The 25,877-nt window shown below is 65.1% G+C and carries 28 protein-coding genes; 15 read left to right on the plus strand and 13 right to left on the minus strand.

Annotated elements, in window-relative coordinates; genetic code table 11:
• Window positions 1–111: 111 nt before the first annotated feature.
• The gene (locus M2352_RS19140; protein ID WP_264666097.1) at window positions 112–1,143 is read left to right on the plus strand and encodes a hypothetical protein; all 1,032 of its coding nucleotides are present in this window, start codon (window positions 112–114) and stop codon (window positions 1,141–1,143) included.
• 294 nt (window positions 1,144–1,437) lie between these two features.
• On the opposite strand, the gene M2352_RS19145 is transcribed toward M2352_RS19140, so the two are convergent.
• Together M2352_RS19145 and M2352_RS19150 are read right to left on the minus strand one after the other, a co-directional pair.
• Entirely contained in the window at window positions 1,438–2,325 is an 888-nt protein-coding gene (locus M2352_RS19145) for a DUF4231 domain-containing protein (protein ID WP_264666098.1), read from the minus strand.
• A 571-nt stretch (window positions 2,326–2,896) separates the two neighbouring features.
• Window positions 2,897–3,793 carry a LysR family transcriptional regulator gene (locus M2352_RS19150; RefSeq protein WP_264666099.1) on the minus strand — a complete coding sequence of 299 codons (897 nt, stop codon included), beginning with the start codon at window positions 3,791–3,793 and terminating at the stop codon, window positions 2,897–2,899.
• A 108-nt stretch (window positions 3,794–3,901) separates the two neighbouring features.
• Between M2352_RS19150 and M2352_RS19155 the strand changes: the two genes are divergently transcribed.
• From M2352_RS19155 to M2352_RS19165, 3 genes are all read left to right on the plus strand, one after another.
• Window positions 3,902–4,438, plus strand: a complete 537-nt coding sequence (locus M2352_RS19155; protein WP_264666100.1) for a pyridoxamine 5'-phosphate oxidase family protein — start codon at window positions 3,902–3,904, stop codon at window positions 4,436–4,438.
• Window positions 4,435–5,028, plus strand: coding sequence for a glutathione S-transferase family protein (locus M2352_RS19160; protein WP_264666101.1), 594 nt, complete (start codon window positions 4,435–4,437; stop codon window positions 5,026–5,028). Before M2352_RS19155 ends, M2352_RS19160 begins: the two co-directional genes overlap by 4 nt.
• A 118-nt stretch (window positions 5,029–5,146) precedes the next feature.
• Window positions 5,147–5,917, plus strand: a complete 771-nt coding sequence (locus tag M2352_RS19165) for a nucleotidyl transferase family protein (protein ID WP_264666102.1) — start codon at window positions 5,147–5,149, stop codon at window positions 5,915–5,917.
• A gap of 12 nt (window positions 5,918–5,929) precedes the next feature.
• Here the strand turns inward: M2352_RS19165 and M2352_RS19170 are convergent, their stop codons facing one another.
• The 5 genes from M2352_RS19170 to M2352_RS19190 all read right to left on the minus strand — a co-directional run bounded on the left by M2352_RS19170 (window position 5,930) and on the right by M2352_RS19190 (window position 9,974).
• Entirely contained in the window at window positions 5,930–7,228 is a 1,299-nt protein-coding gene (locus M2352_RS19170) for an AAA family ATPase (protein WP_264666103.1), read from the minus strand.
• A 124-nt stretch (window positions 7,229–7,352) separates the two neighbouring features.
• Window positions 7,353–8,360: a ThiF family adenylyltransferase gene (locus M2352_RS19175; RefSeq protein ID WP_264666104.1), complete on the minus strand. Its 1,008-nt coding sequence runs from the start codon at window positions 8,358–8,360 to the stop codon at window positions 7,353–7,355.
• A 19-nt stretch (window positions 8,361–8,379) separates the two neighbouring features.
• Window positions 8,380–9,342: a Mov34/MPN/PAD-1 family protein gene (locus M2352_RS26515; protein ID WP_319802053.1), complete on the minus strand. Its 963-nt coding sequence runs from the start codon at window positions 9,340–9,342 to the stop codon at window positions 8,380–8,382.
• An 83-nt stretch (window positions 9,343–9,425) separates the two neighbouring features.
• Window positions 9,426–9,719 carry a hypothetical protein gene (locus tag M2352_RS19185; protein ID WP_264666105.1) on the minus strand — a complete coding sequence of 98 codons (294 nt, stop codon included), beginning with the start codon at window positions 9,717–9,719 and terminating at the stop codon, window positions 9,426–9,428.
• 87 nt (window positions 9,720–9,806) lie between these two features.
• Window positions 9,807–9,974 (minus strand): hypothetical protein, encoded by a 168-nt coding sequence (locus tag M2352_RS19190; RefSeq protein WP_264666106.1) that lies wholly within the window; start codon window positions 9,972–9,974, stop codon window positions 9,807–9,809.
• A gap of 348 nt (window positions 9,975–10,322) precedes the next feature.
• Between M2352_RS19190 and M2352_RS19195 the strand changes: the two genes are divergently transcribed.
• From M2352_RS19195 to M2352_RS19210, 4 genes are all read left to right on the plus strand, one after another.
• Window positions 10,323–10,937, plus strand: coding sequence for a hypothetical protein (locus M2352_RS19195; RefSeq protein ID WP_264666107.1), 615 nt, complete (start codon window positions 10,323–10,325; stop codon window positions 10,935–10,937).
• 109 nt (window positions 10,938–11,046) lie between these two features.
• Window positions 11,047–12,081 carry a cation:proton antiporter gene (locus M2352_RS19200; protein ID WP_264666108.1) on the plus strand — a complete coding sequence of 345 codons (1,035 nt, stop codon included), beginning with the start codon at window positions 11,047–11,049 and terminating at the stop codon, window positions 12,079–12,081.
• Between the two features lie 63 nt (window positions 12,082–12,144).
• Window positions 12,145–12,612, plus strand: coding sequence for a hypothetical protein (locus M2352_RS19205; protein WP_264666109.1), 468 nt, complete (start codon window positions 12,145–12,147; stop codon window positions 12,610–12,612).
• 188 nt (window positions 12,613–12,800) lie between these two features.
• Window positions 12,801–13,055, plus strand: a complete 255-nt coding sequence (locus M2352_RS19210) for a DUF1178 family protein (RefSeq protein ID WP_264666110.1) — start codon at window positions 12,801–12,803, stop codon at window positions 13,053–13,055.
• A gap of 18 nt (window positions 13,056–13,073) precedes the next feature.
• On the opposite strand, the gene M2352_RS19215 is transcribed toward M2352_RS19210, so the two are convergent.
• The gene (locus M2352_RS19215) at window positions 13,074–13,721 is read right to left on the minus strand and encodes a GntR family transcriptional regulator (protein ID WP_264666111.1); all 648 of its coding nucleotides are present in this window, start codon (window positions 13,719–13,721) and stop codon (window positions 13,074–13,076) included.
• A 165-nt stretch (window positions 13,722–13,886) separates the two neighbouring features.
• Between M2352_RS19215 and M2352_RS19220 the strand changes: the two genes are divergently transcribed.
• On the plus strand, window positions 13,887–14,474 hold the full coding sequence (locus M2352_RS19220; RefSeq protein WP_264666112.1) for an O-methyltransferase: 588 nt from the start codon (window positions 13,887–13,889) through the stop codon (window positions 14,472–14,474).
• Window positions 14,475–14,492: 18 nt separating this feature from the next.
• On the opposite strand, the gene M2352_RS19225 is transcribed toward M2352_RS19220, so the two are convergent.
• Complete coding sequence (locus M2352_RS19225; protein WP_264666113.1) at window positions 14,493–15,089, minus strand: cation transporter; 597 nt, start codon at window positions 15,087–15,089, stop codon at window positions 14,493–14,495.
• 180 nt (window positions 15,090–15,269) lie between these two features.
• Between M2352_RS19225 and M2352_RS19230 the strand changes: the two genes are divergently transcribed.
• Window positions 15,270–15,689 carry a GNAT family acetyltransferase gene (locus M2352_RS19230; protein WP_264666114.1) on the plus strand — a complete coding sequence of 140 codons (420 nt, stop codon included), beginning with the start codon at window positions 15,270–15,272 and terminating at the stop codon, window positions 15,687–15,689.
• A gap of 20 nt (window positions 15,690–15,709) precedes the next feature.
• On the opposite strand, the gene M2352_RS19235 is transcribed toward M2352_RS19230, so the two are convergent.
• From M2352_RS19235 to M2352_RS19250, 4 genes are all read right to left on the minus strand, one after another.
• Window positions 15,710–16,474, minus strand: coding sequence for an SDR family NAD(P)-dependent oxidoreductase (locus tag M2352_RS19235; RefSeq protein ID WP_264666115.1), 765 nt, complete (start codon window positions 16,472–16,474; stop codon window positions 15,710–15,712).
• Window positions 16,475–16,632: 158 nt separating this feature from the next.
• Window positions 16,633–17,412, minus strand: coding sequence for a pyruvate formate-lyase-activating protein (gene pflA, locus M2352_RS19240; protein WP_264666116.1), 780 nt, complete (start codon window positions 17,410–17,412; stop codon window positions 16,633–16,635).
• 4 nt (window positions 17,413–17,416) lie between these two features.
• A complete protein-coding gene (pflB, locus tag M2352_RS19245; protein WP_264666117.1) occupies window positions 17,417–19,690 on the minus strand; it encodes a formate C-acetyltransferase in 2,274 nt (757 codons plus the stop codon).
• Between the two features lie 101 nt (window positions 19,691–19,791).
• Window positions 19,792–21,600, minus strand: coding sequence for a carbon starvation CstA family protein (locus tag M2352_RS19250; protein ID WP_264666118.1), 1,809 nt, complete (start codon window positions 21,598–21,600; stop codon window positions 19,792–19,794).
• A gap of 222 nt (window positions 21,601–21,822) precedes the next feature.
• Between M2352_RS19250 and M2352_RS19255 the strand changes: the two genes are divergently transcribed.
• From M2352_RS19255 to M2352_RS19275, 5 genes are all read left to right on the plus strand, one after another.
• Window positions 21,823–22,122 carry a RebB family R body protein gene (locus tag M2352_RS19255; RefSeq protein WP_264666119.1) on the plus strand — a complete coding sequence of 100 codons (300 nt, stop codon included), beginning with the start codon at window positions 21,823–21,825 and terminating at the stop codon, window positions 22,120–22,122.
• A gap of 212 nt (window positions 22,123–22,334) precedes the next feature.
• A complete protein-coding gene (locus M2352_RS19260; protein ID WP_264666120.1) occupies window positions 22,335–23,120 on the plus strand; it encodes a MetQ/NlpA family ABC transporter substrate-binding protein in 786 nt (261 codons plus the stop codon).
• 43 nt (window positions 23,121–23,163) lie between these two features.
• Window positions 23,164–24,231 carry a methionine ABC transporter ATP-binding protein gene (locus M2352_RS19265; RefSeq protein WP_264666121.1) on the plus strand — a complete coding sequence of 356 codons (1,068 nt, stop codon included), beginning with the start codon at window positions 23,164–23,166 and terminating at the stop codon, window positions 24,229–24,231.
• Window positions 24,197–24,865 carry a methionine ABC transporter permease gene (locus tag M2352_RS19270; RefSeq protein ID WP_264666122.1) on the plus strand — a complete coding sequence of 223 codons (669 nt, stop codon included), beginning with the start codon at window positions 24,197–24,199 and terminating at the stop codon, window positions 24,863–24,865. Before M2352_RS19265 ends, M2352_RS19270 begins: the two co-directional genes overlap by 35 nt.
• Before the next feature lie 18 nt (window positions 24,866–24,883).
• Window positions 24,884–25,684: a MetQ/NlpA family ABC transporter substrate-binding protein gene (locus M2352_RS19275; protein WP_264666123.1), complete on the plus strand. Its 801-nt coding sequence runs from the start codon at window positions 24,884–24,886 to the stop codon at window positions 25,682–25,684.
• The last annotated feature ends 193 nt before the right edge of the window (window positions 25,685–25,877 follow it).

Genomic DNA, 25,877 nt, shown 5'->3' on the forward strand with positions numbered 1-25,877 from the left:
TCATGGACACGAGTTCATTCGCAATCTAAACTTTAGATTTATTACGCGGAAAATTGACGGTAATCAGAGGTTGTGTCATGCTCATCCAAGGATTGGGGAGGGGGATCGGGCATGTCCACCATCATGACGGCGTACAGCACCGCACTGAGTCTCAAGGTGACCTCGGGGGCCGCCTCATCGCCGTCCAAGGCGGGCACCGCCGCAACGGCCAAGGACGGGGCGGGAACCGCCGCCTCCACCGGCAGCGGCTCGTCGGTGATGGTCACCCTGTCCATGCAGGCCCAACAGACGATGATCTCCGCCCAGACCGGATCGGCGCAGGCCACCTCCCAGACGCAAGGGACGGCGGCGAAGCCGTCGGGGGCCGGTGCGGCCTTCCAGCGCTATTTCCCCACGCGCGACGGCGCCCCGGCCACGGCGCTGGCCGATGCGGTCGCCAATCCGGGACAGGAAAGCAGCTCGGCCGGCAAGACGCTGGATCAGGTGGGGGCGGACGCCCGCGAGCGCATGGACGCCGTTTACAAGGCCATGGAGGCGAGCGGCCAGCCCTTCGATTACAACAGCACCGAGGGCCGGGACTGGAACTCGCTGATGGGGAGCCTGGACCGCCGGTCGCTGTACGCGGTCAGCAGCAACACCGGAGGCCAGTTCACCAAGCAGGAACAGGACATCGCCCGGACCCTGATGGCCCAGCAACAGGGTTTGGCCACCGGCCTCTACCACGGCCCCACCAGCCAAATGGGAAGCTACACCGATCCCTACAACGGTGACGTCGGCGCCAAGTACAAGGCCGCCGTGTCCTTCCTGGACAAGGTGAGCGGCGATGAAAAATCCTCCGTCGCCTGGGCGGGAAGCCGGGCGGCGGCCCAGGTCTCCTATCAATGGCGGATGATCGGAAACAATGAACCAGCCGAGGATCTGAGCAGCGACAACCCGCTGGTCAATCTCATCGTCTCGGCCATGGACACCGTGCGCACCGGCGGGGCGAGCCGGGGCATGAGCGGCAACCCCATCCACTCCGCCGACGACCTGAAGAAAGAGCGGTGGTTCAAGGGCTTCGAATCCCAACTCGACGGGGCGATGAAGCAGGCCAAGGAGATGTACCGCGCCACCAGCGCCGCCACCACGGCGGCGGCGGGCTGAGCCCTTCCCCCAGGCACCGTTCAGCCGCGGTACGGGATCATTTCCTTGAAACACCCGGATAAGGCGCTGAACGGATGAAGGCTTCCGCCAAGGATACGTCCCGGACGCGGTAAAGAGCCGCGGCGATCACGTCATTGTACGCCACCACCACGCACGAAGCCGAACGGGGCCGGATGCCTGCCATAAGCGCAGCCACCCGGCCGCATCGCATCGCGCCATCAACAGAATCCCATGGATATTTCATTATATATGTCTGCACGTTTACTGATTACTGTAAATGGATATATGCCATTATTACGTATCTTTTTGCAGCTTAGCCATCCATGCACGGTTTTCGGCAGAAATGACACTTTCGCAATTCTTGACGAAACCTGACCATTCCTGTGATGGAACCGGAGCGGGAGCCAAGCGCCAGTCCCGGACGAGATCTTCAAGCTGCTGCGCCGTCGCCGCAAACGTCGTCGCCTGAAAATCGAAACGGCTCGACGCGCTATGAGCGGCGATGCTGCTGGCGATTGTGGTCAGAACGGCAACCCATGGCCCCAGGTTGGCCGAAACAGGATCTCCCAACGTCGTCGCCACGGTTCCCGTCACCGCGGCCAGACCGGCCAACACGATTTCTGCCACGCGAAACCGTTCAGCAAGACACGCATTCTCCCGAGCCTTAGGTTTGTAATATTCCCTGATCTGCTGCTCAACCCGCTGCTTGATATAAGTATCTGCATCGAGTTCTGGCGGCATGGCGTCCCCCGTCACCAGGATCCGCGACCGGTCAGCGCTTAAATCTCCAGCCCATTTATGAAACTCCTTGACTTTCTCCGATAAAATATTGATGGCACCCGGCTGATCATAAGGAGATGATTTTGCCCGAAACGAATAAATTTCTGACTTTATCCCTTCGGATATGGAGCGGGCCCGCAACCACTTGCCGGTACGCTCGGCACCGAGAAAGTGACTGCCGAGAAAAGGCACCAGCGTCAAAGATGCCGCACCGACACTTCCCAAGCTGATTTTTGCCACCCCAGGACCGACCACTGCGGCGAAGGTCTGCAGGGCGGCACCCGCCACGGTCAGGGTCAACACGACCGTCCGCCATGCTGTGCGGCGTGCCTTGAGCAGGTCCGCGGTTTTTGACCACCCGATATGATCATCCCAAAGCTGCTGCACCACGATATCATTCATAAGACTACTCCCGACTCTTCTAATGTCTTTTTAAAAAGAGAGAGGCAGCCCAATTCGCCGCCCGCGGCAGAGCATAGGCCGTTCCAGAGAGGCTGTTGAGCTGATCTCGGGACGGATGGAATCCGCACAGATTTTTCAGGATTACAGAAAACAGAGTTCTTGTCATCGCAGACCATGACAGCGGTCAATCCGCCGGGAAAGGCTCAGACATTATGTTCGCTAAGGTCTTGCAGATGGCAGGGTGCTTGGAAATAAACCTCGGGTGCCCGCTCCATATTGCCCCGCCTGACCAGGATCTGGCCGAGCCGGTCACCCAGACAACAGTGGGGATGTCTGTACCCGCACTTTTCCAGCAAGCCTTGAACACCGTGCAGATCATTGCGCGGCCCATGACCGCGGGCTGTCAAAGCGGCCACTTCACCATTTCGCCAAAGCATCAGGGACGGTTTTCAGAATATCCTCCATGACATCATAAACATACAAAAGATGATTGAATAAATATTCTCCGATAAAAATCAATTATAGCTCTAAAATAAAAGATTCTTTCCTGCCACCATCTGCTTTCGTGTTTTTATTCTCCCAGACACCGCTTCAGCCGCGGCACCGCGCCATCCACGAACGCGCGGATGCGCGGCGACAGCAGCCGGGCGTGGGGATAGAGCAGGCTGACCGGGCGCGGCGCGGTCTCATAATCCGCCAGAATCCGCACCAATTCCCCCGCGGCCAGCGCATCGGCCACCTGATAGCCCAGGAACATGCCGCACCCCAGCCCCCGGCGGCAGGCGTCGATGGCGCCGTCGATCTGGTTGGTGGACAGCACCCCCGCCACCGTCACCCGCACCGTCCGCCCCTCCACCCGGAATTCCCAATCGGGGTCCGCCGACAGGCCAGTGAAGCACACGCAGCGGTGCCGGGCGAGATCCGCCGGTGCCGCGGGCCACCCGTGGCGGGCGAGGTAGCCGGGCGACGCGCACACCACCCGCGGCGTGTGGCCGAGCGTCACCGCCACCAGCGACGAATCCGCCAGCGGGCCGATGCGCACCGCCACGTCCAGCCCCTCTTCCAGCAGGTCGGTCACCCGGTCCATCAGCATCATCTCCACCCGCATGGCCGGATGAGCGTCGAGGAAATCGGCCACCGCCGGGGCCACGTGCAACTTGCCGAACATCACCGGCGCGGTCAGGCGCAGGGTGCCCGACGGCGCCAGCCGGCGGTGGGACAGCGCCCCTTCCCCCTCGTCCAGTTCGGTCAGGATGCGGCGGCACAGCGCGTAATAGTCGCGGCCCTCGTCGGTCAGGGCCATGCGCCGGGTGGTGCGGTTGAGCAGGCGCAGGCCCAGCCGCGTCTCCAGCCCCGCCAGCGTGCGCACCACCGCGGTCAGCGACACGCCCAAGCCCCCGGCGGCGGCGGTCAGGCTGCCGGCATCGACGATGCGGACGAAGGTTTCCATGGCGCGCAGCTTGTCCATGACCGCCACGATTACACCGCTCGGCGCAGGAGTAAAGTGCGCTCTCCCCCATTTATCGCCGGATTGCGCACGGGCATCATGCCCCCACACCCAACGGGGAGAACGGCCATGAACGACAGCCTTCACGACGGCGAACGGGCGGCCCAGCAGCGTTTCGGCGTGGCGGAGGAGGGGGCGGCCATGGCCCGCATGCTGCGCCCCCGCCTGACGCCCGGCATGATGCGGTTCATCGAAGCCCAGCCGTTCTTCTTCATCGCCACCAGCGCGCGGGACGGGTCGTGCGATTGCAGCTTCCGCGGGCGCCAGCACCGCCCGCCCCTGCCCCCCGATCCGGCCCTGGCGGTCCCGGACGAGCGCACCATCGTGTTTCCCGACTATCAGGGCAACAACCTGTACAACTCGCTGGGCAACATCCTGGTCAACCCGCACATCGGCCTGCTGTTCGTGGACTTCACCAAACCCGCGCGGATGCGGGTCAACGGGCGGGCCGAGGTGATGGAGGACTGGTCCGCCTTTGCCCCCCTGTGGCCCGACGCCAAGGCGTGCGTGCGGGTGACGGTGGCCCAGGCCTTCCCCAACTGCTCCCAACGGATTCCCGTGCTCGTGCCGCGGGATCCCCAAAACACAGAGGAAACGGTTCCATGAAGCTTTACGACCTCGAACTTTCCGGCAATTGCTACAAGGTCCGGCTGTTCGCCGCCCTGGCCGGCATCCCGCTGGAAATCGTGCCGGTGGATTTCCTGAACGGCGAGCACAAGCGCCCGCCGCTGTCCGATCTCAACCCGTGGGGGGAGATCCCGATCCTGGTGGACGGCGCGGTGGTGCTGCGCGATTCCCACGCCATTCTGACCTATCTGGCCGGGGCCTATGGCGACGAACGCTGGCTGCCGCGCGACCCCGCCGGGCTGGCCGCGGTGGTGCAATGGCTGTCCACCGCCGCCAACGAGGTGCAGAACGGCCCGGCGTCCGCCCGGCTGGTGGACAAGTTCGGCTATGCCATCGACAAGGCCGACACCCTGCGCCGGTCGGACCGCATCCTGCCACTGATCGACGCCCATCTGGCGAAGACCCCGTGGCTGGCGGCGGACCGGCCCACCATCGCCGACTGCGCCGTCTTCCCCTATGTGGCCCTGGCGCCCGAAGGCGGGGTGGCGCTGGAACCGTACCCCCACATCCGCGCCTGGATCGGCCGGATCAAGGCCCTGCCGGGCTTCCGCCCCATGCCGGGGGTGTGACGGCGCATCATAACCATAGGGTGTGCATAAACCCGCATTCATAAATCATAAAGGGTAGAGGCGGTATGGTCGGGCTGCCGGTTGGATCGGGGCCGGTTGAGCGATGGAGAAGGGGTCCATGGTCAGCAGCGTGTCGATTCTCAGCCTGACCGCCACCGTGCGCACCACGTCCACGGCGGCCACCGCCCGCTCCGGCGGAACGGGCGGGACCGCCGCTCCCGCCACCGCCCCCCCGGCCACGGGCGCCAAGAAGGATTTCGCCACCGTGGCGCAGGACGCCCGCACGGCCATTGACGCCGCCTATGCCGCCCGCGGCGGGAAGGAGGGCGACATCCACACCAACGCCACGGAATGGCGGCAGATCCTGGGCGGCATGGACCGCCGGTCGCTCTATGCCGTGTTCAGCAACGCCGGCGGCCAGTTCAGCGATTCCGAACGGGCCGGGGCCGAGGCGATGATGGGGGAGGATTACATGCGCGGCATCGGCCTGGACGCCAACGACCCCATGGCCGGGGCGACGATGTCGCAGAACCCGGCCACGTACATGAAGGCCGCCGTCAAATATTGGGAGTCGGTGAGCGACGAGGAGAAGCAATCGCCCGGCTGGGCCTACAACCGCGCCAGCAGCCAGATCAATTACGAACTGATTGCCGCCCGCGACGGCGAGCCGGTGGAAAAGTTCGACAGCGACCACCCGCTGGTCAAGGTGATCCGGTCGGCGCTCACCGCGTCGCTGGGCGACCCGGCCCGCGAGCGGTCCACCGGGGCGATGAACACGTTGGACGATCTGCTGGGCCAACCGTGGGCCAAGGGTTTCGAGCAGCAGATGAAGAAGGCGGCCAAGGAAGCCACCCAGGAGCGCGGCGGCTTTCTCGATAACCGGCTTTGAAGGAACGCCCCGTCACCCCGGAACGTCCAGCACCCGCGGCGTACCGTCCTTCATAACGATGGCCACCCGGCGTCCGGGCCTGATGCGTGCCGCGGCGGCAAACACCGGGCCCAGCAGCCGATCCGCCAGATACTCATCCGGCCGCACGCCGAACAGGGTGTCACCGGCTTCGGACAGCACGAACCCGGTCACATCGGGGGCGACGCGGGTCACGGTCAGGCCGTATTCCCGTCCAAGCTCTTGAATGCCAAGCGCGGCCACCTCCGCCCGGATATCATCGGTGATCGGGACGAACGGGATGAACCGGGTGATGCGGCCAACCAGCTCGGCCGGCAGGCTGCTGGACCGCAGCCGGCTGCGGCACTGGGCATCAATGGCTTTGGGATCATCCAGTACCCCCTGCTGGGCCAGGGTACCAATGATGGCACCGGCATCGATGTTGCTGGTGAAGCAAAAGAGAGCGTGACGGCAGTCGATCTCCCAGTTTCCATCCCGAACCGTCGGGGAGGAGAGCCGTCCCACGTCCATGGCATTCATGAGCGTGCGGAATATATCCGGGTGCGCCTTCTCGATCTCGTCGAACAACACGACCGTCCTGGGGTTGCGCCGCAAGGCATCGGTCAATTGGGCACCGTCCCCATGACCGATATAGCCCTGCGGCGCCCCCAGCAACTGGCTGACGCGGTGACGTTCCTGGTATTCGCACATATCGAGCCGCAACCAGCCGTACCCTGCCCCGCTCTCAGCGGACAGCGCCTCGGCCAGACACCGCGCCGCCAGGGTCTTTCCAACACCCGTCGTGCCGATCATGAACAGCGACAGCGGGCGGCGGGGCTGGGTTTTGGCCGTATGGCGGGCTGCCTCGTCGGCTATGGCGGCGACCGCACGGTCCTGTCCACGGACACGCGCCAGAAGACAACTGCCGAGCCTGCCGGCATCCACCCCCACCACGGCCGGCGGGGGCGGACCGCCGTCTCCCAGATCGGGCACACGGGCGCGCTCCCCCGGCGGAGGGGGCCGGGAGCCCGCGCCCGCGCGGGGGCCGGCTCCCTCGTGGGCCTCTCCTCTCTGGGATGCCGCCCATGAACGGGCCCGTCTTTTCGCATCGGTGATGGTGCCGGGCTTGTCCCGCACGCCAAACGCCAGGAACGGAGGAGCCCGGGTTCCACACCGCTCCAGCCCGAACCGTTCCGGGTTGGCGGCCATGTCCGCATGGTTGGGCCCCTGCTCCAGATAGATCCGTATCCGGCCCGGGGTTTCCGGGTCATGAACGTAACGAAAGCCGTAGCCTTCATAGATTTCCACAGACATGGCTCGATCCTTCCTCGTTCCCTCCCTCCGGGCCTGTGCAAGGAGACCCGGAGGGTATCGGCAATCCCGGCACGCGCCGCCCGGGCTCCCGTGTCGGCGCGGACCACACGGGCACGGAGATTGTTCAGAGGACGGCGTCCGTCAGGGCCGGAACACCCGGTTCACGGGTGTAATCGGTCTCGGCCCAGCCGCCGCCGGCAGTGGCGCCACAGTCCGGACAGGTGTGCCGCGCGCCTTCCTGCTGAAAGATCGTGTTGAAGGTCACGACGTCCTTTCCCTGGATCTGGGCAAAGATGTCCTCGTCCCCCAGACGGTAGGTGGGATCAAGCTGGGTCTGGATAAAGTTGCGTTTTTCGGCAAGAAGCCGGCGGTACAGGGCCCCGTGGGGGTTGCCGGGATCATCCTTGTGAATGGCGCCGATGATCAGGTGGCTGAGGATGGAGTCGATGAAAGCAGCGGCCATGGGCAGGCCGGCGGAGCGCCCCGCCCCCTTCTTGGGCAGGCCGGCGAGGTGGCCGCTCAGGTGATGCTTGTTCCAATGTTCGTAACGTTCGTTGGTGATGCAGCGGTAGCAGGGAAGATCATGGCCGTTTTCGAAGAACACGATCTCCCCCGCCATCCCCTGACGGTAGATCCCCACCCAGAACACCGGAACATCGAAGCGCAGGGCGATCCGGCTGCCACGGGCTTGAACGGGGTGGAAATCGCTGGCCATAATGACGATGACCCGCCGCCCCGCCGCCTTTTCCGCCTCGATCAGCGCGCCGACCTCTTCGTCCGTGACGGCCAGGAAATCGCCGCCCGTGGTGACGGACAATGCCGGAATCGCCGGATTGCCCTTTTCGAACTCGCACTGCTCCAGGCGGCGTTTCAGGGCCTCCGTCTTCGGGAGACCGATATCCTCATAGGTGAAGTTCTGTGCAGCGATATTCTTTTTCTCAACAATATCCAGATCATAGAGATAATATTTTTTGATTGCCAAGCGCGCCAAATACTCGATCATCGTACCGGAAGCACCCGTACCAATGACCAACATGGTTGTATTCAGCATTTTGGTGAAATCGACGTTGCCGCTTACGCGGATGTAACGCTCGTTGATCTCGTCGAACACGGCGGGATCGAGTGCGCACATGGCATAACCTCCTTCTTTTTCAATCGATCAGTTTCAGATCAACGGGAAGAACCTTGACATCACCCCGCCCGTGGGCGTGGCAGACGACGATGAAGGGGACGATTTCGAAATGGCCGTTGTCCGGGATGGTCATGACCAACGGCATCAGATAGGCGTGGAGGTGGGCATTTCCCGGAGCCGTCAGGTTCGACCATGCCGCCCGCTGATCCTGGCCCGAGAGTTGACGGAACCCCGGCGGATGGCTGTGGACGATCCCGATGAAGTGGCTTTCCCGCCCTTCCAGTTCCTTGTTGAGAAAGTGGGTGTTGGGGGTATACGACGCCCCCGACGTCATCGCCGTGGCGTCGAAGACGTAATCGGTGATCGTGTAGTCGCGGGTGCTGCTGAGCAACATACCCCCGCGTTCCGCCGGATACCGCCCGATGGTGTCGCGGATCTGGTCATGAACGCGCCGCGTCATCCGCATGTGGGAAATCAGACGGGCATCCGGCGGCGTCTTGGCCGGACGGTTACGTTTCTCCTCCCATGGATCGACGTACCGTTCGGACGGACGGCGGGCGTGGGCCGGTCCGTTGGTGTCGGTGTAAAGCGGCTGACGGACGGAACGCCGGGGGGAGAGGCCGCTTTCTTCCCCGTGCTTATGGAGGGAAGACGCCTTTCTCGCCGGCAGAGACGGGGAACCGAAGGGAAAGGAGGAACAGGAGGACGGGGGCGGGGTTTCGTCGTTCCCCTCCCTGCCGCCGGGCTCCCCCCGTGCGACCGACGGGGAAGCATCCCGGACACCGGATGATGCATCATCCCGAGCGCCGGCTGGGGAACCCAGGTGTGCGTGCGTACTGGCCACCGTTCCGGTGTACGCAGCGGCGGCTTTCCGGGGGCTGACGGTCACGGACGTCCCAAGGGAGCGTGCTCCCCTCCCCTCCTCCTCGTCCGGCGATGCTGCCTGGTCCGTATCAGAGGCGGTAAACGACACATCGTGCATTCGGTTATGCTCCTTCCAGGCGGTCCTTCGGTGAAAACCGGATCAGGGCATCCACCGAAGGGGCCGTATCGGTATAAGGGTCGTTACCCGCTGATCTGGCGGCTGATCGAGACACCCGTGCGAATATAGACATCGGTCTTGTCCGCCCATCCGTGCGCCAAACGCTGCGCCTCGGCAAAGGTGGCGGGCTTGCACGATTCCTTGAAGCAAATGTACGGGGGTGCGTTGCCGCTGGCCGGCCAGCGGTGAATCACCGACGGGGCGGTGCCCCGGTCCCCATACGACGGTTGGTCTTCGACATAGACCCGGACCTTGCCGGGCGTTTCCCGGTCTTGAACGTACCGGAAACGATACCCATTATACGACTCGACAGACATGGACGGCGGCTCCTTCCCCAGGATGGATGGCTGGATGGGGGTGGGGGTGCCCTCACCCCCACCTGCGGCATACTTGCGTTACACGCGTTACTCTGCCGACGGAACCCCGCCATGGTGGTAGGGATCGGATTCCACGCCATGGTAGGGGTCGGATTCGACGCCATGATAGGGGTCGGATTCGACGCCATGGTAGGGATCGGATTCCACGGCACAGTAGATATCCTGCTGAACGCAGCCATTATACTTGGTCGCCATGAGAAACCTCCAAATTTTGGTAGGGTGATTACGCCTGCCTTGGACAGAATTTTCTTATGACATCGGATCGATGCTGCGAAAACGCTGCCCATCGATTTTGGCCTCTACAAGGAAGAAGCATTCTTCTTTGCTGAACACTTCAACCTGATCACGCCGCGTCGGTGAAACACAAGTAACGCAATAAACGCCGTCGCGCAATGTGGTCGCAGGGAATGCGTGATATGCATGTAGCGCAATCCCCCTTCTTTTAATGGGGTTGCGTTTCGCGCGCACTTGTGGTACACAATGTCATCGGCGCACATTCAATGCGCCGTCTTTTGTGCTTGGTGGCTTCAGTCGGCGGCACAAATGGATGTGAGGCTATTGCAGGTTCGATCAGTGACAAAAAATGTAAAAAACAGCCGCTACGCACGCCAAAACTTTGCCGAACTCTTGGATACGGCAACAGGCGGAGAGCGAATCGCAATAGAAAGAATGGGTCATGTTGCCGCCGCCGTGGTCTCCCCGGCGGCGTTATTGTTTTTGGAATCCATTGAATGCGCAGAAAATGTTGATCAACTGCTTGCGGCTCTTTCCTTAAAAGAAGCGGATGGGCGCCCCATGGTCCGTCCCGATCTGGGGGCGTCGCTCATGATCGCGGTGCGGGAACGCAGAGGCGGCCCACGCGGCATCATGGAACTCAGCCGCGCCGTGCCGACACACCGCGACGGCAAAGTCGTGCTGATTGAATTCGGGGACGACGACGCCATCCAAGACGGCTCCATCCACACCTCCACCGGCCGCGACGGGCAGACGCTGCTGCATGGCTGGCTGGAAGTGACGGCCCCGGACCGCCCCCTCGCGCTTGAATTGACCAATGGGCAGCGGATCGACACCTTCGAACGCAATGGAAACGTGTTGAGTTTCCAGCGCGTGCCGGTGAACGGCGACATCGAACTGGAATTCACCAAACTGCGTTATTGACCGTTTGTGGTCGGCTCGTCCGAGGCCAGTGCAGGATCTTTTGCGGCTCTCCCGGTTCTTTCTTGCGGAAATTTGGAGAAAGAAAACAATACAAAAGGAATGTATGCCTATGGTGCAATTCCTGATCCTTTTATCGGCGACACTCTGCGGTGCTTTGCTGCAGTTCTTTTCCGGCGTGGACATTCATACCGGTGACCGCGGATACGAGGTGCTGGTCTCCTTGCTGCTTGCGGTCGGGCTGTACGGCAGTGTGCGCGGCATCGAATTATCCATCGTCCGCACCGACCTGCGCCGCATTGCCTTGGCGATCAGCATCGGCGTCTTTGCCAAAGCCGCCTTGATCGGGGGATTGACCAACGTTCTGACGGGAAACCTGACGCTGGCGCTGATGCTGGGAATCGCCCTGGCGCAGATCGACCCCGTTTCAGTTGCCGCCGCCCTGTCGGGAGGTGGCCCGCGCGGTCCCGTCGTATCGCCGCGGGCTCAGAACATCATTCGCGCCTGGTGCTCCTTCGACGACCCCGTTACCATTCTGATGGCGCTGGCCCTGTACAGCCATCTGGGCGCCGAAAGCGGGATGAACACATCCTCTTTCCTGGGGGAATTGCTGGGGAATGGGGCTCTTGTGGCCGGCGGCGGCTTGGCGGCGCTGGCAGCCCGGCGGATCAAGGGAATGGGCTGGGTGGAAACGCCGGTCCTGGCGGCAGCCTTGGTGGTGTCGGCGGTTTACGGGCTGATGCTCACGCCGGCGATCCTCGGGCTTTTCCTGCGTCCCTCCATCGACCGTTCCCTGAATATGCTGACCCTGGGCGCCCTGTACGGATCGGCGTTCGCCGTCGGGCTGTTCCTCAAGGGAGAGGCGGCGGTGACGATGGGAATGGGGGTGGTGGTCGGCGCCATTGTCTTTTGTGTGCATATCGTTGTTGCTGCCCCTCTCTCCCTGGGGCTGCCCGCAAAAGACCGCGTCTTCCTCGCCCTCGCCCAGCAAAGTGGTATTACCGCCATCCTGATTGCCCTTCTCTTCGAACAATTAAAACCTGGCGTCGTTGCCCTGGCCGTACCCGCTATCCTTATTGTCAATCTTCTTCATCTTTGTACAAATCGCTTGGTCGCCCATCGCATAATGCGCATGCCTCTCGATTGATTGGTTACCCCGCTCGTGCTAGTTTGCGGCGTGTTTAAGGCAATAGCCGGGTATGGGTGCCGTATGATCCGAAAGCACAGGGAAAAATTCAGGACGCTTCTCGAAGAAAGCTTAGCCAAGCCTTCGGACGGAGAGGCCCGCCCCGCACCAAACCGTCCTCCCTGCAGTCCGGCGCAGGAACCCCATGGGGCCCTGGAGTTTGCGACCCTCTTTTTCAACGGTGAGGTTCTGGCGCAGGCCATTGCCCCCCACAGCAAAAATTTCGATTCAAGCAATATCGAAAGATACAACAGACTTCTTTCTTTTTTTACCGATCTAATTAAGACTATCGAGGAAAGAATTGACGATTTCGGAATGGGCGAAATGAGCCGGATTGTCATCGACCCTAAATTTGGAGCTATTTATTTCACGAAGATCGATAAATCTCTTGTGCTTATGTCGGGAACCGGTGTTCAGGAAAACGTTCCCTACGCCGACGCGGATCATTATTACTTGGCGGAGCATGTTATGGAAATGGCCAGGAACCCATAGCCCTGACAGGGGCGCCTTCTCTCCCATACCCGTTCGACGCCACGAATCACTGCCTCATCCGTCCGCTCCGTCCGGCAGGCGCGAACGGCGCACGGGCGGCTCTGCCCCACCCCTTCATTTCCGGCCACGCCCGGTGTAGAAACACCCACAGATCCTATGCTCATCATGGTCTGCCGAGGGACAAGCCGATGATCAAATACGCCCTGAACTGCTCGTGCGGTCACGAATTCGAAGAGTGGTTCGACAACATGGCCGATTACGACGCCAAGAAGGGCACCAGCCTGACCTGCCCGTCGTGCGGCGGTCTGTCGGTGTCCAAGGCGATCATGGCCCCGCGGGTGGGCAAGTCGCAGGCTGCGGCCCCCGCCCTGCCCCCGGCCTGCGGCCCTGGCGGCTGCGGCGGTGCGGGCGGTTGCCCCATGATGTCGCAGATGATGGGATAAGGCCCCATCCGTCCGCGCTCACCCCGTCACCCCGGCCTCTTTCGCCAGGGTGCGGATGTGGGCGCGGGCTTCGCGTTCGGCGTCGTCGGGTTTGCGCGCCCTGATGGCATCCCACAGGCGGGCGTGCTCCTCCCACCGCTGGACCAGACCGGCGCGGCGGGGACCATCGGCCCGGCACATCACGCGGGTGCGGTCGTACAGCGTCAGCAGCAGCCGTTCGATCACGGCGTTGCGGCCCATCTTCATCACCGTCTGGTGGAACACCAGGGCGCCTTCGGCATAGGCGGCCTCGTTGTCGTTCTCCATGGCCGAGCGCTGGTCCAGCAGCGCCACCTCCAGCCGCCGCACGTCGGCGGGGTCGGGCTTCTGCGCGGCCAGACGCGCCACCATCCCCTCCAGCGCTTCGCGCGCCACGAACATCTCGGCCAGCGCCGCCGGGTCGCGGCGGGGCACGAACACGCCCTGGCGCGGCACCACCTCCACCAGCCCTTCCACCTCCAGCCGGGCGATGGCGGCCCAGACGGGGGAGCGGCTGACGCCCAGTTCCCGCGTCATCTCCTCCACGCTGATCTTGGCGCCGGGGGCGAAGCGCCCGCCCATGACCAGGGCACGCACCGCCTCGTACGCTTCGGTGCTCAGGTTGGTGCGCTGAAGCTTGCCGGCCATGTGCCGTCCTCCGCCGTTCCGACGAGTGTCATGTAACATGACACGGGGGCTGGCATGTAACATGAAATGCACCCTGACATGAAACATGAAACTCTGCGTGACACGTAACATGAAACATGGGTATGGTCGGGGCCAGGGACGACCCTGAGGGAAAGGAAACGCATCATGGCGCTGGTATCCGCCGCGGTGGACGCGGTGCTGCGGGATCTGGAAGTGTTCGGCCGGGAAAACGACGCCCACACCGCCGACCGCAACCGAAAGATGCTGAATCTGGAACGGGAGACGGCGGAACTCGTCCACATCCTGATCCGCACGGGCAACCGGCGGCGCGTGCTGGAGATCGGCACGTCCAACGGCTACAGCACCCTCTGGATCGCCGCGGCGCTGGGGGAGAACGGGATTCTGGAAACGCTGGACCGCGACGGCGACAAGCTGGCCGAGGCGCGGCGCAACCTGGCCCGCGCCGGGCTGGACGGGCGGGTCCGCGTCTATCACGGGGCGGGCACCGACATCGTGGCGGCGCTGCCCGGCCCGTTCGATTGCGTGTTCTTCGACGCCGACCGGGTGAGCGCGCCGGACCAGTTGGCGCTGCTGCTGCCCAAGCTGACGCGCGGGTGCCTGCTGCTGGCCGACAACGCCCTGTCGCACCCGGACCAGATCGCCGGCTATGTGGCGGCGGTGGAGGCGCTGCCCGGTGTCAGCACCACCATCCTGCCGGTGGGCAAGGGGCTGCACGTCACCTGCTGCCCCTGAGCCGGGTCACCCGCCCCGTCAGGCCGGGTGGTTGAGACGGCGGCGTCCCAGCAGCCCGGCCAGCGTCATGCCCGACAGGCCCAGCGCCACGGCGGTGTCGGGCCACGGCACGCCGCCCAGCCACACCCCGGCGGCGGCGGCCATGACGGCCAGCAGGGCCAGCACGTCGCGCCGGGCGCACAGCCACACCGCCCGCGCCGACACCCCGCCCCGTCCGCGGTTCTGCCGTCCGGCGAACAACAGGGTGGCCAGCACCAGCGCGATGCCCACCCCGGCCAGCGCCAGCAACGAGACCGGCGGTGCGTCGGGGATCAGGCCCAGGGCGGCGTTGCTGACGGCCACGGCCATCACCCCAACCCCGGCCAGCGCCAGGGCCGCGTTCTTGACGATGGTGTTCAGCGCCACGCCGCCCACCCCGTGAACGGGGCCGCGGCGGACCATCCACAGGCTCGCACCGTAATTGAGCGCCCCCGCGACGAAGCCCAGCCCGCCGGCCATCAGGGCCGCGGACCCCAGCCGCATGCCGCCCCACAGCAGCACCGCCGCGGTCAGGGCGTTGATGACGAAGGACTGCTGCAGCACGCGCTGGAAATCACCGTTTCCCGGCGCGCGCATGCCCCCGCCCCCGGTTCCGCCACCGCCGCCACAGGAACCGCCGCAACATCCGCTCATGGCCCGATCACTCCGTTTCCATCACAGGACGGTAATATGAGGTCCGCGGGCGGTTCGTCCAGGGCCTGGACACGGTTTCCGGGCGCGGCCTATCGTCATGGTTTTCCCCAAGGAGGGCCCCGCATGTCCCTGACCATCCGAAACGCCACGGCGGAGGACGAAGCCGCCCTCGTCGCGCTGTGGCGGGATTGCCATCTGCTGACCAGCTACAACGATCCCGTGGCCGATTTCCGGTTCGCGCGGGGCGGCGCCTGCTCCGACGTGCTGGTGGGGGTGGATGCGGCGGGCGCCATCGTAGGCAGCGTGATGGTGGGCCACGACGGGCACCGGGGGTGGCTCTATTATGTCGCCGCCACGCCCGGCGCCCGCGGCACCGGCATCGGGCGCGGCATGGTCCAGGCGGCGGAGGCCTGGCTGCGCCAGCGCGGCGTGCCCAAGGCCCAGCTCATGGTGCGGGAGACCAACACCGCGGTGGTCGCCTTTTACGAGCGGCTGGGGTTCGAGGTGACGCCGCGGGTGCTGATGGGCAAGTGGCTGGCCTGACCGCCCCCGGCCCCCTACCCCTACCCCTGCGCCGGCTGGCCGTTGGAGGCGGACAGGCCGCCGTCCACCGCCACCATGGCCCCGGTGACGAAGCTGGCGTCGGGACTGGCGAGGAAGGCGATGACCGCCGCCACCTCGTCCGGTTCGCAGACGCGGCCCAACGGGATGCGTTCGGTGAATTTGGCGATCAAGGGTTCGTCGTGCATCATGTCGGCGGTCATGCCGGTGCGGGTCAGGCTGGGGCAGACGGCGTTGACGCGGATGCCGCGGCGGCCCAGATCCAGCGCCAGCGCACGGGTGAGGTTGACCACCCCGCCCTTGGCGGCGTTGTAGGCGCTCATCCCCCAATCGCCCCCGGTGCCGGAGACGGAGGCGGTGTTGACGATGGACCCGCCGGTCTTTTCCAGATGGGGGATGGCGGCGCGGCAGCCGTAGAACACGCCGTCGAGATCCGCCGCCATCACCGCCCGCCACTGGTCGTCGGTGGTGGTGTCGGGTTGGCCGGAATGGTGGATGCCGGCGTTGTTGACCATCACGTCGAGCTGGCCGAAACGGTCCAGCACCGCCCGGACCAGGGCGTCCACCGCCCGGGGGTCCGCCACGTCGGCGGCGTGGGTCATGGTGCGGAGCGGCGGCAGGCCGGCGGCCTCCCGCTCCAGCTTGTCCGCCGTGCGTCCGGCCAGGGCGACCATCGCCCCTTCGCGGGAGAAGCGGCGGGCGGTGGCGGCGCCGATGCCCGATCCGGCGCCGGTGACGATCACCACCTTTTCCTTGAAGCGTTCCATGGGCTGACCTTTCCACGAAATCCGGGAACGGTCCTGCCAACACCCCCGCGGTGAAAAGGTCACGGCCTGGGCGCTGGCGCATAAGACAGAGGAAAACAGATGGTTTCCAAAGGCCCCCGGCCTTTGGCGGGTGCGGGCGGAGCCCGCGAAAGCATCCCTCATCCCAGCCCCGCCACCGTCAGCCCTTCGGCTTGAAAGATCCGCCGCACGCGCTCCGTCTGTTCCGGTGCCGGCGGGGGGGTGTCGGTGAGCTGGTAGGGGCGGCCAAGCTCGCGCCATTTGGCCTCGCCCATCTTGTGGAAGGGCAGCACGTCCACCCGCTCCACGGTGCCCAGCCCGGCGGCGAACTCCGCCAGCCCGGCGATTTCGCTCTCGTCGTCGGTCAGGCCGGGCACCAGCACGTAGCGCAGCCAGATCGGCTTGTTCATCAGCGCCAGCCGTTCGGCGAATTCCAGCGTCGGGCGCAGGGGCGCGCCGGTCAGGTGGCGGTATGTGGCTTCCTTGAACGCCTTGATGTCCAGCAGCACCAGATCCACGTCGGCCAGAAGCGCGTCGGTGGCGTGGGTGCCGAGAAAGCCCGAGGTGTCGAGCGCCGTGTGCAGGCCAAGACGCCTGCACCCGCGCAGGATGGCGGCGGCGAAGTCCGGCTGCACCAGCGGTTCGCCGCCGCTGAGCGTCACCCCGCCGTGGCCGTGGCGCAGGAAGCCGGCAACCCCCTCGATCTCCGCCAGCACGGCGGCGGAGGTGGTGCGGGTGCCGTCGTGCATGTGCTGGGTGTCGGGGTTGTGGCAGTAGAGGCAATGGAGCGGGCAGCCGGCGAAGAACACCACGAACCGCACCCCCGGCCCATCGGCGGTGCCGCCGCTTTCCAGCGAATGAATCCAGCCGGCCACCCCCGCGGGGGTGGCCGTGCCGAAGGAACGGCTGAGGCTGTTCATGGCATCAATGCCGGTCGTGGAAGGTGCGGGAGATCACATCCAACTGCTGTTCGCGGGTCAGCTTGATGAAGTTCACGGCGTACCCCGACACCCGGATGGTCAGTTGCGGGTACAGTTCCGGGTGATCCATGGCGTGCAGCAGCGTGTCGCGGTCGAACACGTTCACGTTGATGTGGTGGCCGCCCTGGGCGAAATAGCCGTCGAGCATGCCCACCAGATTGTCCACCCGTTCCCCCTCCGTCGGCCCCAGCGCGCCGGGGACGATGGTGAAGGTGTAGGAGATGCCGTCCTGCGCATCGGCGTAGGGCAGCTTCGCCACGCTGGCCATGGAGGCGACGGCGCCCTTGTGGTCGCGCCCGTGCATGGGGTTGGCACCGGGGGCAAACGGCTGTCCGGCCTTGCGCCCGTCGGGGGTGTTGCCGGTCTTCTTGCCATAGACCACGTTGGAGGTGATGGTCAGCACCGATTGCGTCGGCGTGGCGCCGCGATAGGCTTTCTGCTTGCGCAGGGCGGCCATGAAGCGCTGCACCACCCACACGGCGATGCCGTCCACGCGGGCGTCGTTGTTGCCGAAGGCGGGGAAATCGCCGTCGATGATGAAATCGGTGGCAAGCCCGCGCTCGTCACGCACCACCGACACCGTGGCGTGGCGGATGGCCGACAGGCTGTCCGCCACCACCGACAGGCCGGCGATCCCGCAGGCCATGGTGCGGAACACGTCGCGGTCGTGCAGCGCCATTTCCAGCCGTTCGTACATGTACTTGTCGTGCATGAAGTGGATGGCGTTCAGCGTGTTCATGTACGCTTTCGCCAGCCAGTCCATCATCGGTTCGAACCGGGCCAGCACCGTGTCGAAATCCAGCACGGTGTCGGTGATGGGGGCGAAGGCCGGGGCCACCTGTTCGCCCGACACCTCGTCCCGCCCGCCGTTGATGGCGTACAGCAGGGTCTTGGCCAGATTGGCCCGCGCACCGAAGAACTGCATCTGCTTGCCGATGCGCATGGCCGACACGCAGCAGGCGATGCCGTAGTCGTCGCCCCAGAAGGGACGCATCAGGTCGTCGTTCTCGTACTGGATGGAGCAGGTCTTGACCGAGGTCTCGGCGCAGAAGCGCTTGAACCCCTCGGGCAGGCGTTCCGACCACAGCACGGTCAGGTTCGGCTCCGGCGCCGGCCCCAGATTGTGCAGGGTCTGGAGCATGCGGAAGCTGGATTTGGTCACCAGCGTGCGCCCGTCCTCGGCCATGCCGCCGATGCATTCGGTGACCCAGGTGGGGTCGCCCGAAAAAAGCTGGTCGTATTCCGGCGTGCGCAGGAAACGCACCATGCGCAGCTTGATGACGAACTGGTCGATCAGTTCCTGCGCCTCCTCCTCGGTCAGCACACCGTCGGCCATGTCGCGGGCGATGTAGATGTCGAGGAAGCTGGACACCCGGCCCAGCGACATGGCGGCCCCGTTCGCCTCCTTCACCGCGGCGAGGTAGGCGAGATAGGTCCACTGCACCGCCTCCCGCGCGGTGGCGGCGGGCCGGCCCACGTCGAAGCCGTAGGACGCGGCCATCAGCACCAGATCGTGCAGCGCCTTGATCTGGTCGGAAATCTCCTCGCGCAGGCGCAGCGTGTCCTCGTCCATGCGGTCGAGGGCGAGGGAGGCAAGCTGCTCCTCCTTGTCCGCGATCAGCCGCTCGGCGCCGTACAGCGCCAGCCGGCGGTAATCGCCGATGATGCGCCCGCGGCCATAGGCGTCGGGCAGGCCGGTGATCACCCCCGACTTGCGGCAGCGCAGCATCTCGTCGGTGTAGACGTCGAACACGCCGTCGTTGTGGGTCTTGCGCAGGCGGGGGAACACCTCCTCCAGCGTGGGCGCGGGGGTGTAGCCATAGGCTTCCAGCCCGCTCTTGACCATGCGCCAGCCACCGAACGGCATCAGGGAGCGCTTCAGCGGCTTTTCGGTCTGCAAACCGACGATCAGTTCCAGCGACCGGTCGATAAAGCCGGGGGCGTGGCTGGTGATGGAGGAGAAGACCGCGGTGTCGGCGTCCAGAACGCCGCCGGTGCTGGCCCGTTCCTTCTTCAGCAATTCGGTGACCTTGGCCCACAGGGCCCTGGTGTTGTCCGCCGGGCCGGCCAGGAAGGCGCCGTCGCCGTCATAGGGGGTGACGTTGCGCAGGATGAAGCCGCGGACATCGACGTCATTCTGCCACGGGCCGGCGGCGAACCCGCGCCACGGGTCGGTCCGGGATACGTCCGCGCCGGTTTCCGTCAACAGTCTGTCCATGGTCCTTATACCTCCCGCTGGGGAGGGGCTGCCCGTGGACCGGGCGGCCCCTTCCGTTTGGTGTCGTCGTAGAGAGTTGGAACCCGCCGTCTCTTTGTCCATCACTCCGCAGGGGTGGCGAACAGCGGGACGTCGGCGGGCTTGGGCGTGTGGAACAGTTCCCACCATTTCTTGAGCGCGGCGATCAGGATGATGAAGCCCAGCACCAGCATGATCGCCGAGATGGCGGCGTTGAAGGGATTATACCCTTTGGCTGCGGTGTTCAGATACACATTCGCGATCATCCAGTAGCCGGCATAGTTCACGGTGACGAACAGATAGGCCAGCGGCACCAGGCAGGTCAGCATGTAGACCCGCTTCTGCGACAGCCGCAGAATGATGGTGGCGCCGATGATGAGGCCGACCGAGGCCATGAGCTGGTTCGACACCCCGAACAGCGCCCACACCGAATTGATGTCGCCCGAGGTCAGCAGATACCCCCACGCCACGCAGGCGATGACGCTGGCGGCGATGGAGCCGGGCAGCCAGTCGAGATTCTTCAGGGGCGCATAGAGGTCGCCGCCCAGATCCTGGATCAGATAGCGGGCCACGCGGGTGCCGCTGTCCACGGCGGTCAGGATGAACACCGCCTCGAACATCACCACGAACTGGAAGAAATAGGACGACAGCGCGCTGAACCACGGGATGCGGGTGAAGATCTCGGTCATGCCGACCGCCAGCGTCACCGCACCGCCGGTGCGGCCGTAGAGGTCGAGCCCGATCTCCTGGCTCAGCCGCGGCAGATCGACGACGGCCATGCCAAGCGCCTGGAAGGCGGCGGGGGAGGAGTTGATGGCGAAGTAATCGGCGGGGTGCAGGGCGGTGGCGGCGATCAGGGCCATCACGCCGACCATGCATTCGGCCAGCATGGCACCGAAGGCGACGGGGCGGATGTCGCTCCACTTGTCCACCAGTTTGGGCGTGGTGCCCGACCCGATGAAGGCGTGGAAGCCGGAAATCGCACCGCAGGCGATGGTGATGGAGATGAAGGGCCACACCGGGCCGCTCAGCACCGGGCCGCCGCCGTGGATGAACGCGGTCAGCGCCGGGAAGCGGATTTCGGGGTTGATGAACACCACGCCGACCACCAGCGCGCCGAACACGCCGATCTTCATGAAGCTCGACAGATACCCGCGCGGGGTCAGCAGCAGCCACACCGGCAAGGCGGTGGCGAAGAAGGCATAGACCGGCAGGATCAGCGCCACGGTTTCCGCGTGCAGCGTCAGCCACGCGCCCAGGGCGGTGCCCTGGATGGACGGGCCGGCCAGGACCGAGGCGGCGATGGCCGCCACGCCCACATAGGTCGCCCCCTTGGAATGGCCGGCGAAACGCTCATAGAGGCCGAGCCCGACGGCGATCGGGATGGTCATGAACACCGCGAAGGCACCCCACGCGTTGCGTTCCAGCGCGTGGACCACGACCATGGACAGCCCGGCCATGGTGATGGTGATGATGAACAGCATGGCGAGGCCCGTGCACCACCCGGCCACGGGGCCGAGTTCGGCCTTCGCCACCTCCGACAGGGATTTCCCCTGGTGCTTCATGGAGGCGAACAGCACCACCGTGTCGTGAACGGCGCCGCCGATGACGCAGCCGATCAGCAGCCACAGGAAGCTCGGCAGATAGCCGAACTGGGCCGCCAGCACCGGGCCGACCAGCGGGCCGGCGGCGGCGATGGCCGCGAAATGCTGGCCGGCGTTGACCCATTTCTCGGTGGGAACATAGTTGCGCCCGTCCGCGAACTGATGGGACGGGGTGACCTCGGTATCGTCGGCACGCAGCACCTTGCGCACGAAGAACACGCCGTAGAAGCGGTAGCACAGGGTCAGGATGCAGAGTGTCGCGATCACAAATGTCAGGGCGTGATCCATGACGGCTCCCCTTGGGCTTATTGGATTGCCGTCACTGTAGGAGCCTGCGTGCGCGGGGTGGGGGGGCGCCGGGGGAGCGGCAGCCGGGCGATGCGAGCGGCGGAAAACGGGCCGCGAGCGGCGCCGCCGGATCGCGGGCCCGAACGGCATCGGACCACAGCCGGGATCGACATTTCCGGTTGCCGCGCCACAATGGGGTGCACCAACCGGAAAGGATGAACCATGGCCTATCCCACCGCGGTCAACAGCCAGATCACCGATGCCGTCACCCAGTCGAACGTCAAGGTCGTGAGCGAAGCGCCCGCCACCGCCATCGGCAATCTTTATCAAAGCGCGGCCCATTCCACGGGCATCCTGTACCAGAACGCCATCGACGCCCAGCAGCAGATGAACGCCCTGTCCCAGGCGGCAACCAACATGGGCGTGATGCAGATCTACGCGGTCGATACCGCCCGGACGGCCGCGATCAACACCGCGTCCCTGGACAGCGTTCTCAAGGCTTTGCAGGGCGTGAAGCCCTAAAGCGGGGCTGGCCGCCCTGCCCCGCACCGGCCCGCCGGCCCCGGGCCGGTGCGGGTTTGGCCATCCAAATTTAACAATATAAAAATGCTAAATTAAGAGAAAAACAAATTAATGTGCGTGAACGTTGTCTTTTACCCAATTATATAGTAGTGAATATGAAGAACGGTGCCGCACCGACACCGCCCCTTCCCCCGACCCAGGACGACAGACCCATGAAGCTCTCCCTGACCGCCGCCCTGCTGGCCGCCGGCCTCGTGGCCGGCGCCGTGACCGTTGCGGACGCTGCCGCGCTCAAGATCGGGGTGTCCGCCGGCCCCTACGGCGAAATCCTCGACGCCGCGGCCAAGATCGCGGCCAGGGAAGGGCTGGAAGCCAAGGTGATCGAGTTCACCGACTGGAACATGCCCAACGCCGCCCTGCAGGCCGGCGACATCGACGCCAACAACTTCCAGCACCAGCCGTTTCTGGACAATCAGGTGAAGCAGCGCGGCTACGACATCGTGTCGGTGGCCAAAAGCGTGGTGGTGCCCATGGGTCTCTACGCCAAGGCGCTGAAGAGCATCGCCGATATCCGCGAGGGCGGATCGGTGTCGATTCCCAACGATCCCACCAACGGGGCGCGCGCGCTGGCGCTGCTGGCCAACGTCGGGTTGCTGTCGCTGAAGGGGGACGGCGGCCCTGGTACGACCATTGCCGACATCACGGAAAATCGTAAGAAAATCAAGATCGTTGAGCTGGACGCAGCCCAGCTTCCCCGCTCGCTGGACGATGTTGACGCGTCGGTCATCACGCTGAATTATGCGGTCCTGGCCGGGCTTGAGCCCAAAACCGCGCTGAAGCTGGAGGACGATCAGTCCAAGTGGCATCTGGTGTGGGCGGTGCGCAAGGACCGGCAGGACGATCCGGCCATCCGGCGTTTCATCGAGATCTACCGCTCGCCCGAGGTGCGGCAGTTCATCCTGACCCGCTTCAACGGCAGCATCATTCCGACGTGGTAACCGCACCAGTGGTTCAGCGGGCGGCGGAACACAGGCAGGCTTCATGATCACTCTGGAACATGTTGAGAAAACCTATCCCCCCCGGGGCGGCGGCGGGGCGGTGACGGCACTGGCCGACACCAGCCTGCACATCGGCCAGGGAGAGATCTTCGGCATCATCGGGCGCTCAGGCGCGGGCAAGAGCACGCTGCTGCGCACCATCAACCTGCTGGAAACGCCGACCCGCGGCACGGTGCGGGTGGACGGGGTGGACATCACCGCCCTGCCCCCCGCGCAGCTTCGTCAGGCCCGCCATTCCATCGGCATGATCTTCCAGCACTTCAACCTGCTGTCCGCGCGCACCGTCTACGGCAACGTGGCGCTGCCGCTGGAGCTGGCCGGAGTGCCGAAGGCGGAGATCAAAAAGACCGTGGAGCCGCTGCTGGACCTCGTCGGTCTGGCGGACAAGAGCGGGCGCTATCCCGCCGAACTGTCGGGCGGGCAGAAGCAGCGCGTGGGCATCGCCCGCGCTCTCGCCTCCAAGCCCAAGGTGCTTTTGTCGGACGAGGCCACCTCGGCGCTCGACCCCGAGACCACCACCCAGATCCTGCACCTGCTGGCCGACATCAACCGGCGGCTGGGGCTGACCATCGTGCTGATCACCCACGAAATCGCGGTGATCAAGGAAATCTGCCACCGGGTGGCGGTGCTGGACGGCGGGCGGGTGATCGAAAGCGGGCCGGTGTTCGACATCTTCGCCCACCCGCAAAGCCCGGTGACCCGCAGCTTCGTCGATCCGGTCATCAACCGCGACCTGCCCGACAGTCTGCGCGCCCGCCTGACGGAGCCGTCGGCGGCGCCGGGGGCCAACCCGGTGATCCGCATCACCTTCACCGGTGAACGCGCCACCGATCCCGTCGTCAGCCAGATGAGCCGCCGTTTCGGCATCGACGCCAACATCTGGCACGGTCAGGTGGACGAGATCCAGGGCGCGCCGTTCGGCACGCTGGTGGTGGAGCTGGAAGGGGGGGCGGACGCCATCGGCACCGCCATCGCCTTCCTCAAGGAATACAATCTCGGAGTAGAGGTGCTGGGCCATGCTGTCCCCGGAGATCATCGCGCTGCTGGTTAAGGCCACGCTCGACACGCTGCACATGGTGGCGGTGTCGGGGGCGCTGGGAACCCTGGTGGGGCTGCCGCTGGGCGTGCTGCTGGCCGTCACCGGGCGGGGCGAGCTGCTGGAGAACGTGTTCTTCAACCGCGCCGTGGGTGCGGTGGTGAACGTCACCCGCTCCACCCCCTTCATCATTCTGGTGGTGGCGATCATCCCGTTCACACGCCTGGTGGCCGGCACCTCCATCGGCACCTCCGCGGCCATCGTGCCGCTGACGGTGGCCGCCATCCCCTTCATCGCCCGCGTGGTGGAAGCGGCGGTGCGCGAGGTGGACCGCGGCCTGATCGAAGCGGCCCAGGCCATGGGCGCCACCCCGTTCCAGATCATCGTCAAGGTGCTGCTGCCCGAGGCGCGGCCCGCCATCACGCTGGGCCTGACCCTGGCGGCGGTCAGCCTGATCGGCTATTCCGCCATGGTGGGAGCCGTGGGCGGCGGCGGCCTGGGCGACCTCGGCATCCGCTACGGCTACCAGCGCTTCCTGCCGGAAGTGATGCTGGCGGTGGTGGTGGTTCTGGTGGTGCTGGTGCAGATCGTGCAGTCCGCCGGCGACTGGCTGGCCCGCCGGTTCAACAAACGAAACCTGACGGTTTGAGTTCAAGGAGTGAGAGATATGATCCGTTCCCGTCTGGCCGGCGCGCTCGCCGGGGCCGCGGCCCTGCTGTCCACCGCCGTGCTCGCCCTGCCGGCATCGGCCGAGGCCATCAAGGTCGGCGTGTCCGCCGGCCCCCACGCCCAGATCCTGGAGCAGGTGAAGGGCATCGCCGCCAAGCAGGGCCTGGACATCGAGATCATCGAGTTCACCGATTACGTGATCCCCAACCAGGCGCTGTCCCAGGGCGACCTGCAGGCGAATTCCTTCCAGCACCAGCCGTACCTGGACAATCAGGTGAAGGACCGCGGCTATGATCTGGTGTCGGTGGGCAAGACGGTGGTGTTCCCCATGGGCATCTATTCCAAGAAGGTGAAGACCCTGGAGGAGGTGAAGGACGGTGCCCGCATCGCCGTTCCCAACGACCCCACCAACGGCGGCCGCGCGCTGCTGCTGCTCCAGGCCAAGGGGCTGATCGGCCTGCGCGATGGCGCCGGGCTGAAGGCGTCGCCGGTGGACATCACGAGCAACCCCAAAAAGCTCCAGATCGTCGAGCTTGACGCCGCCCAGCTTCCCCGCTCGCTGGACGACGTGGACGCCGCCGCGGTCAACACCAACTACGCGCTGGAAGCCGGGCTGAACCCCAACAGCGACACCATCGCGCGGGAAAGCAGCGAAAGCCCCTATGCCAACGTGATCGCCGTGCGCACGGTGGACAAGGGCAAGCCGTGGGTCGCCACCCTGGTCAATTCCTACCACACGCCGGAAGTCCGCCAGTTCGTGCTGGACAAGTTCAAGGGTGCGGTGGCGCCCGCGTGGTGACCGCCGGCCCCTGACGGCCATCCGCCAGAACAGCCGCGTCCGGGACACCGGGCGCGGCTGTTTCCGTTCCGGGGGAAGCGAAGGGCGGCCCGCCCTTCGCGCATCCCGGCCAAGGGCCGGCGGGCCTTGGAAACCGTGCATCATATTTCACACAAGCTACAAACGAAGATAAATCCTATAAACATACATTGAC

This window comes from Azospirillum fermentarium, assembly GCF_025961205.1.
Taxonomy (GTDB): domain Bacteria; phylum Pseudomonadota; class Alphaproteobacteria; order Azospirillales; family Azospirillaceae; genus Azospirillum; species Azospirillum fermentarium.

Excerpts from the sequence above, each read along its gene's own strand:
- M2352_RS19140 (WP_264666097.1), top strand. The coding sequence starts at position 112 with ATGTCCACCATCATGACGGCGTACAGCACCGCACTGAGTCTCAAGGTG.
- M2352_RS19145 (WP_264666098.1), bottom strand. The coding sequence starts at position 2,325 with ATGAATGATATCGTGGTGCAGCAGCTTTGGGATGATCATATCGGGTGG.
- M2352_RS19150 (WP_264666099.1), bottom strand. The coding sequence starts at position 3,793 with ATGGACAAGCTGCGCGCCATGGAAACCTTCGTCCGCATCGTCGATGCC.
- M2352_RS19155 (WP_264666100.1), top strand. The coding sequence starts at position 3,902 with ATGAACGACAGCCTTCACGACGGCGAACGGGCGGCCCAGCAGCGTTTC.
- M2352_RS19160 (WP_264666101.1), top strand. The coding sequence starts at position 4,435 with ATGAAGCTTTACGACCTCGAACTTTCCGGCAATTGCTACAAGGTCCGG.
- M2352_RS19165 (WP_264666102.1), top strand. The coding sequence starts at position 5,147 with ATGGTCAGCAGCGTGTCGATTCTCAGCCTGACCGCCACCGTGCGCACC.
- M2352_RS19170 (WP_264666103.1), bottom strand. The coding sequence starts at position 7,228 with ATGTCTGTGGAAATCTATGAAGGCTACGGCTTTCGTTACGTTCATGAC.
- M2352_RS19175 (WP_264666104.1), bottom strand. The coding sequence starts at position 8,360 with ATGTGCGCACTCGATCCCGCCGTGTTCGACGAGATCAACGAGCGTTAC.
- M2352_RS26515 (WP_319802053.1), bottom strand. The coding sequence starts at position 9,342 with ATGCACGATGTGTCGTTTACCGCCTCTGATACGGACCAGGCAGCATCG.
- M2352_RS19185 (WP_264666105.1), bottom strand. The coding sequence starts at position 9,719 with ATGTCTGTCGAGTCGTATAATGGGTATCGTTTCCGGTACGTTCAAGAC.
- M2352_RS19190 (WP_264666106.1), bottom strand. The coding sequence starts at position 9,974 with ATGGCGACCAAGTATAATGGCTGCGTTCAGCAGGATATCTACTGTGCC.
- M2352_RS19195 (WP_264666107.1), top strand. The coding sequence starts at position 10,323 with ATGGATGTGAGGCTATTGCAGGTTCGATCAGTGACAAAAAATGTAAAA.
- M2352_RS19200 (WP_264666108.1), top strand. The coding sequence starts at position 11,047 with ATGGTGCAATTCCTGATCCTTTTATCGGCGACACTCTGCGGTGCTTTG.
- M2352_RS19205 (WP_264666109.1), top strand. The coding sequence starts at position 12,145 with ATGATCCGAAAGCACAGGGAAAAATTCAGGACGCTTCTCGAAGAAAGC.
- M2352_RS19210 (WP_264666110.1), top strand. The coding sequence starts at position 12,801 with ATGATCAAATACGCCCTGAACTGCTCGTGCGGTCACGAATTCGAAGAG.
- M2352_RS19215 (WP_264666111.1), bottom strand. The coding sequence starts at position 13,721 with ATGGCCGGCAAGCTTCAGCGCACCAACCTGAGCACCGAAGCGTACGAG.
- M2352_RS19220 (WP_264666112.1), top strand. The coding sequence starts at position 13,887 with ATGGCGCTGGTATCCGCCGCGGTGGACGCGGTGCTGCGGGATCTGGAA.
- M2352_RS19225 (WP_264666113.1), bottom strand. The coding sequence starts at position 15,089 with ATGCGCGCGCCGGGAAACGGTGATTTCCAGCGCGTGCTGCAGCAGTCC.
- M2352_RS19230 (WP_264666114.1), top strand. The coding sequence starts at position 15,270 with ATGTCCCTGACCATCCGAAACGCCACGGCGGAGGACGAAGCCGCCCTC.
- M2352_RS19235 (WP_264666115.1), bottom strand. The coding sequence starts at position 16,474 with ATGGAACGCTTCAAGGAAAAGGTGGTGATCGTCACCGGCGCCGGATCG.
- pflA (WP_264666116.1), bottom strand. The coding sequence starts at position 17,412 with ATGAACAGCCTCAGCCGTTCCTTCGGCACGGCCACCCCCGCGGGGGTG.
- pflB (WP_264666117.1), bottom strand. The coding sequence starts at position 19,690 with ATGGACAGACTGTTGACGGAAACCGGCGCGGACGTATCCCGGACCGAC.
- M2352_RS19250 (WP_264666118.1), bottom strand. The coding sequence starts at position 21,600 with ATGGATCACGCCCTGACATTTGTGATCGCGACACTCTGCATCCTGACC.
- M2352_RS19255 (WP_264666119.1), top strand. The coding sequence starts at position 21,823 with ATGGCCTATCCCACCGCGGTCAACAGCCAGATCACCGATGCCGTCACC.
- M2352_RS19260 (WP_264666120.1), top strand. The coding sequence starts at position 22,335 with ATGAAGCTCTCCCTGACCGCCGCCCTGCTGGCCGCCGGCCTCGTGGCC.
- M2352_RS19265 (WP_264666121.1), top strand. The coding sequence starts at position 23,164 with ATGATCACTCTGGAACATGTTGAGAAAACCTATCCCCCCCGGGGCGGC.
- M2352_RS19270 (WP_264666122.1), top strand. The coding sequence starts at position 24,197 with ATGCTGTCCCCGGAGATCATCGCGCTGCTGGTTAAGGCCACGCTCGAC.
- M2352_RS19275 (WP_264666123.1), top strand. The coding sequence starts at position 24,884 with ATGATCCGTTCCCGTCTGGCCGGCGCGCTCGCCGGGGCCGCGGCCCTG.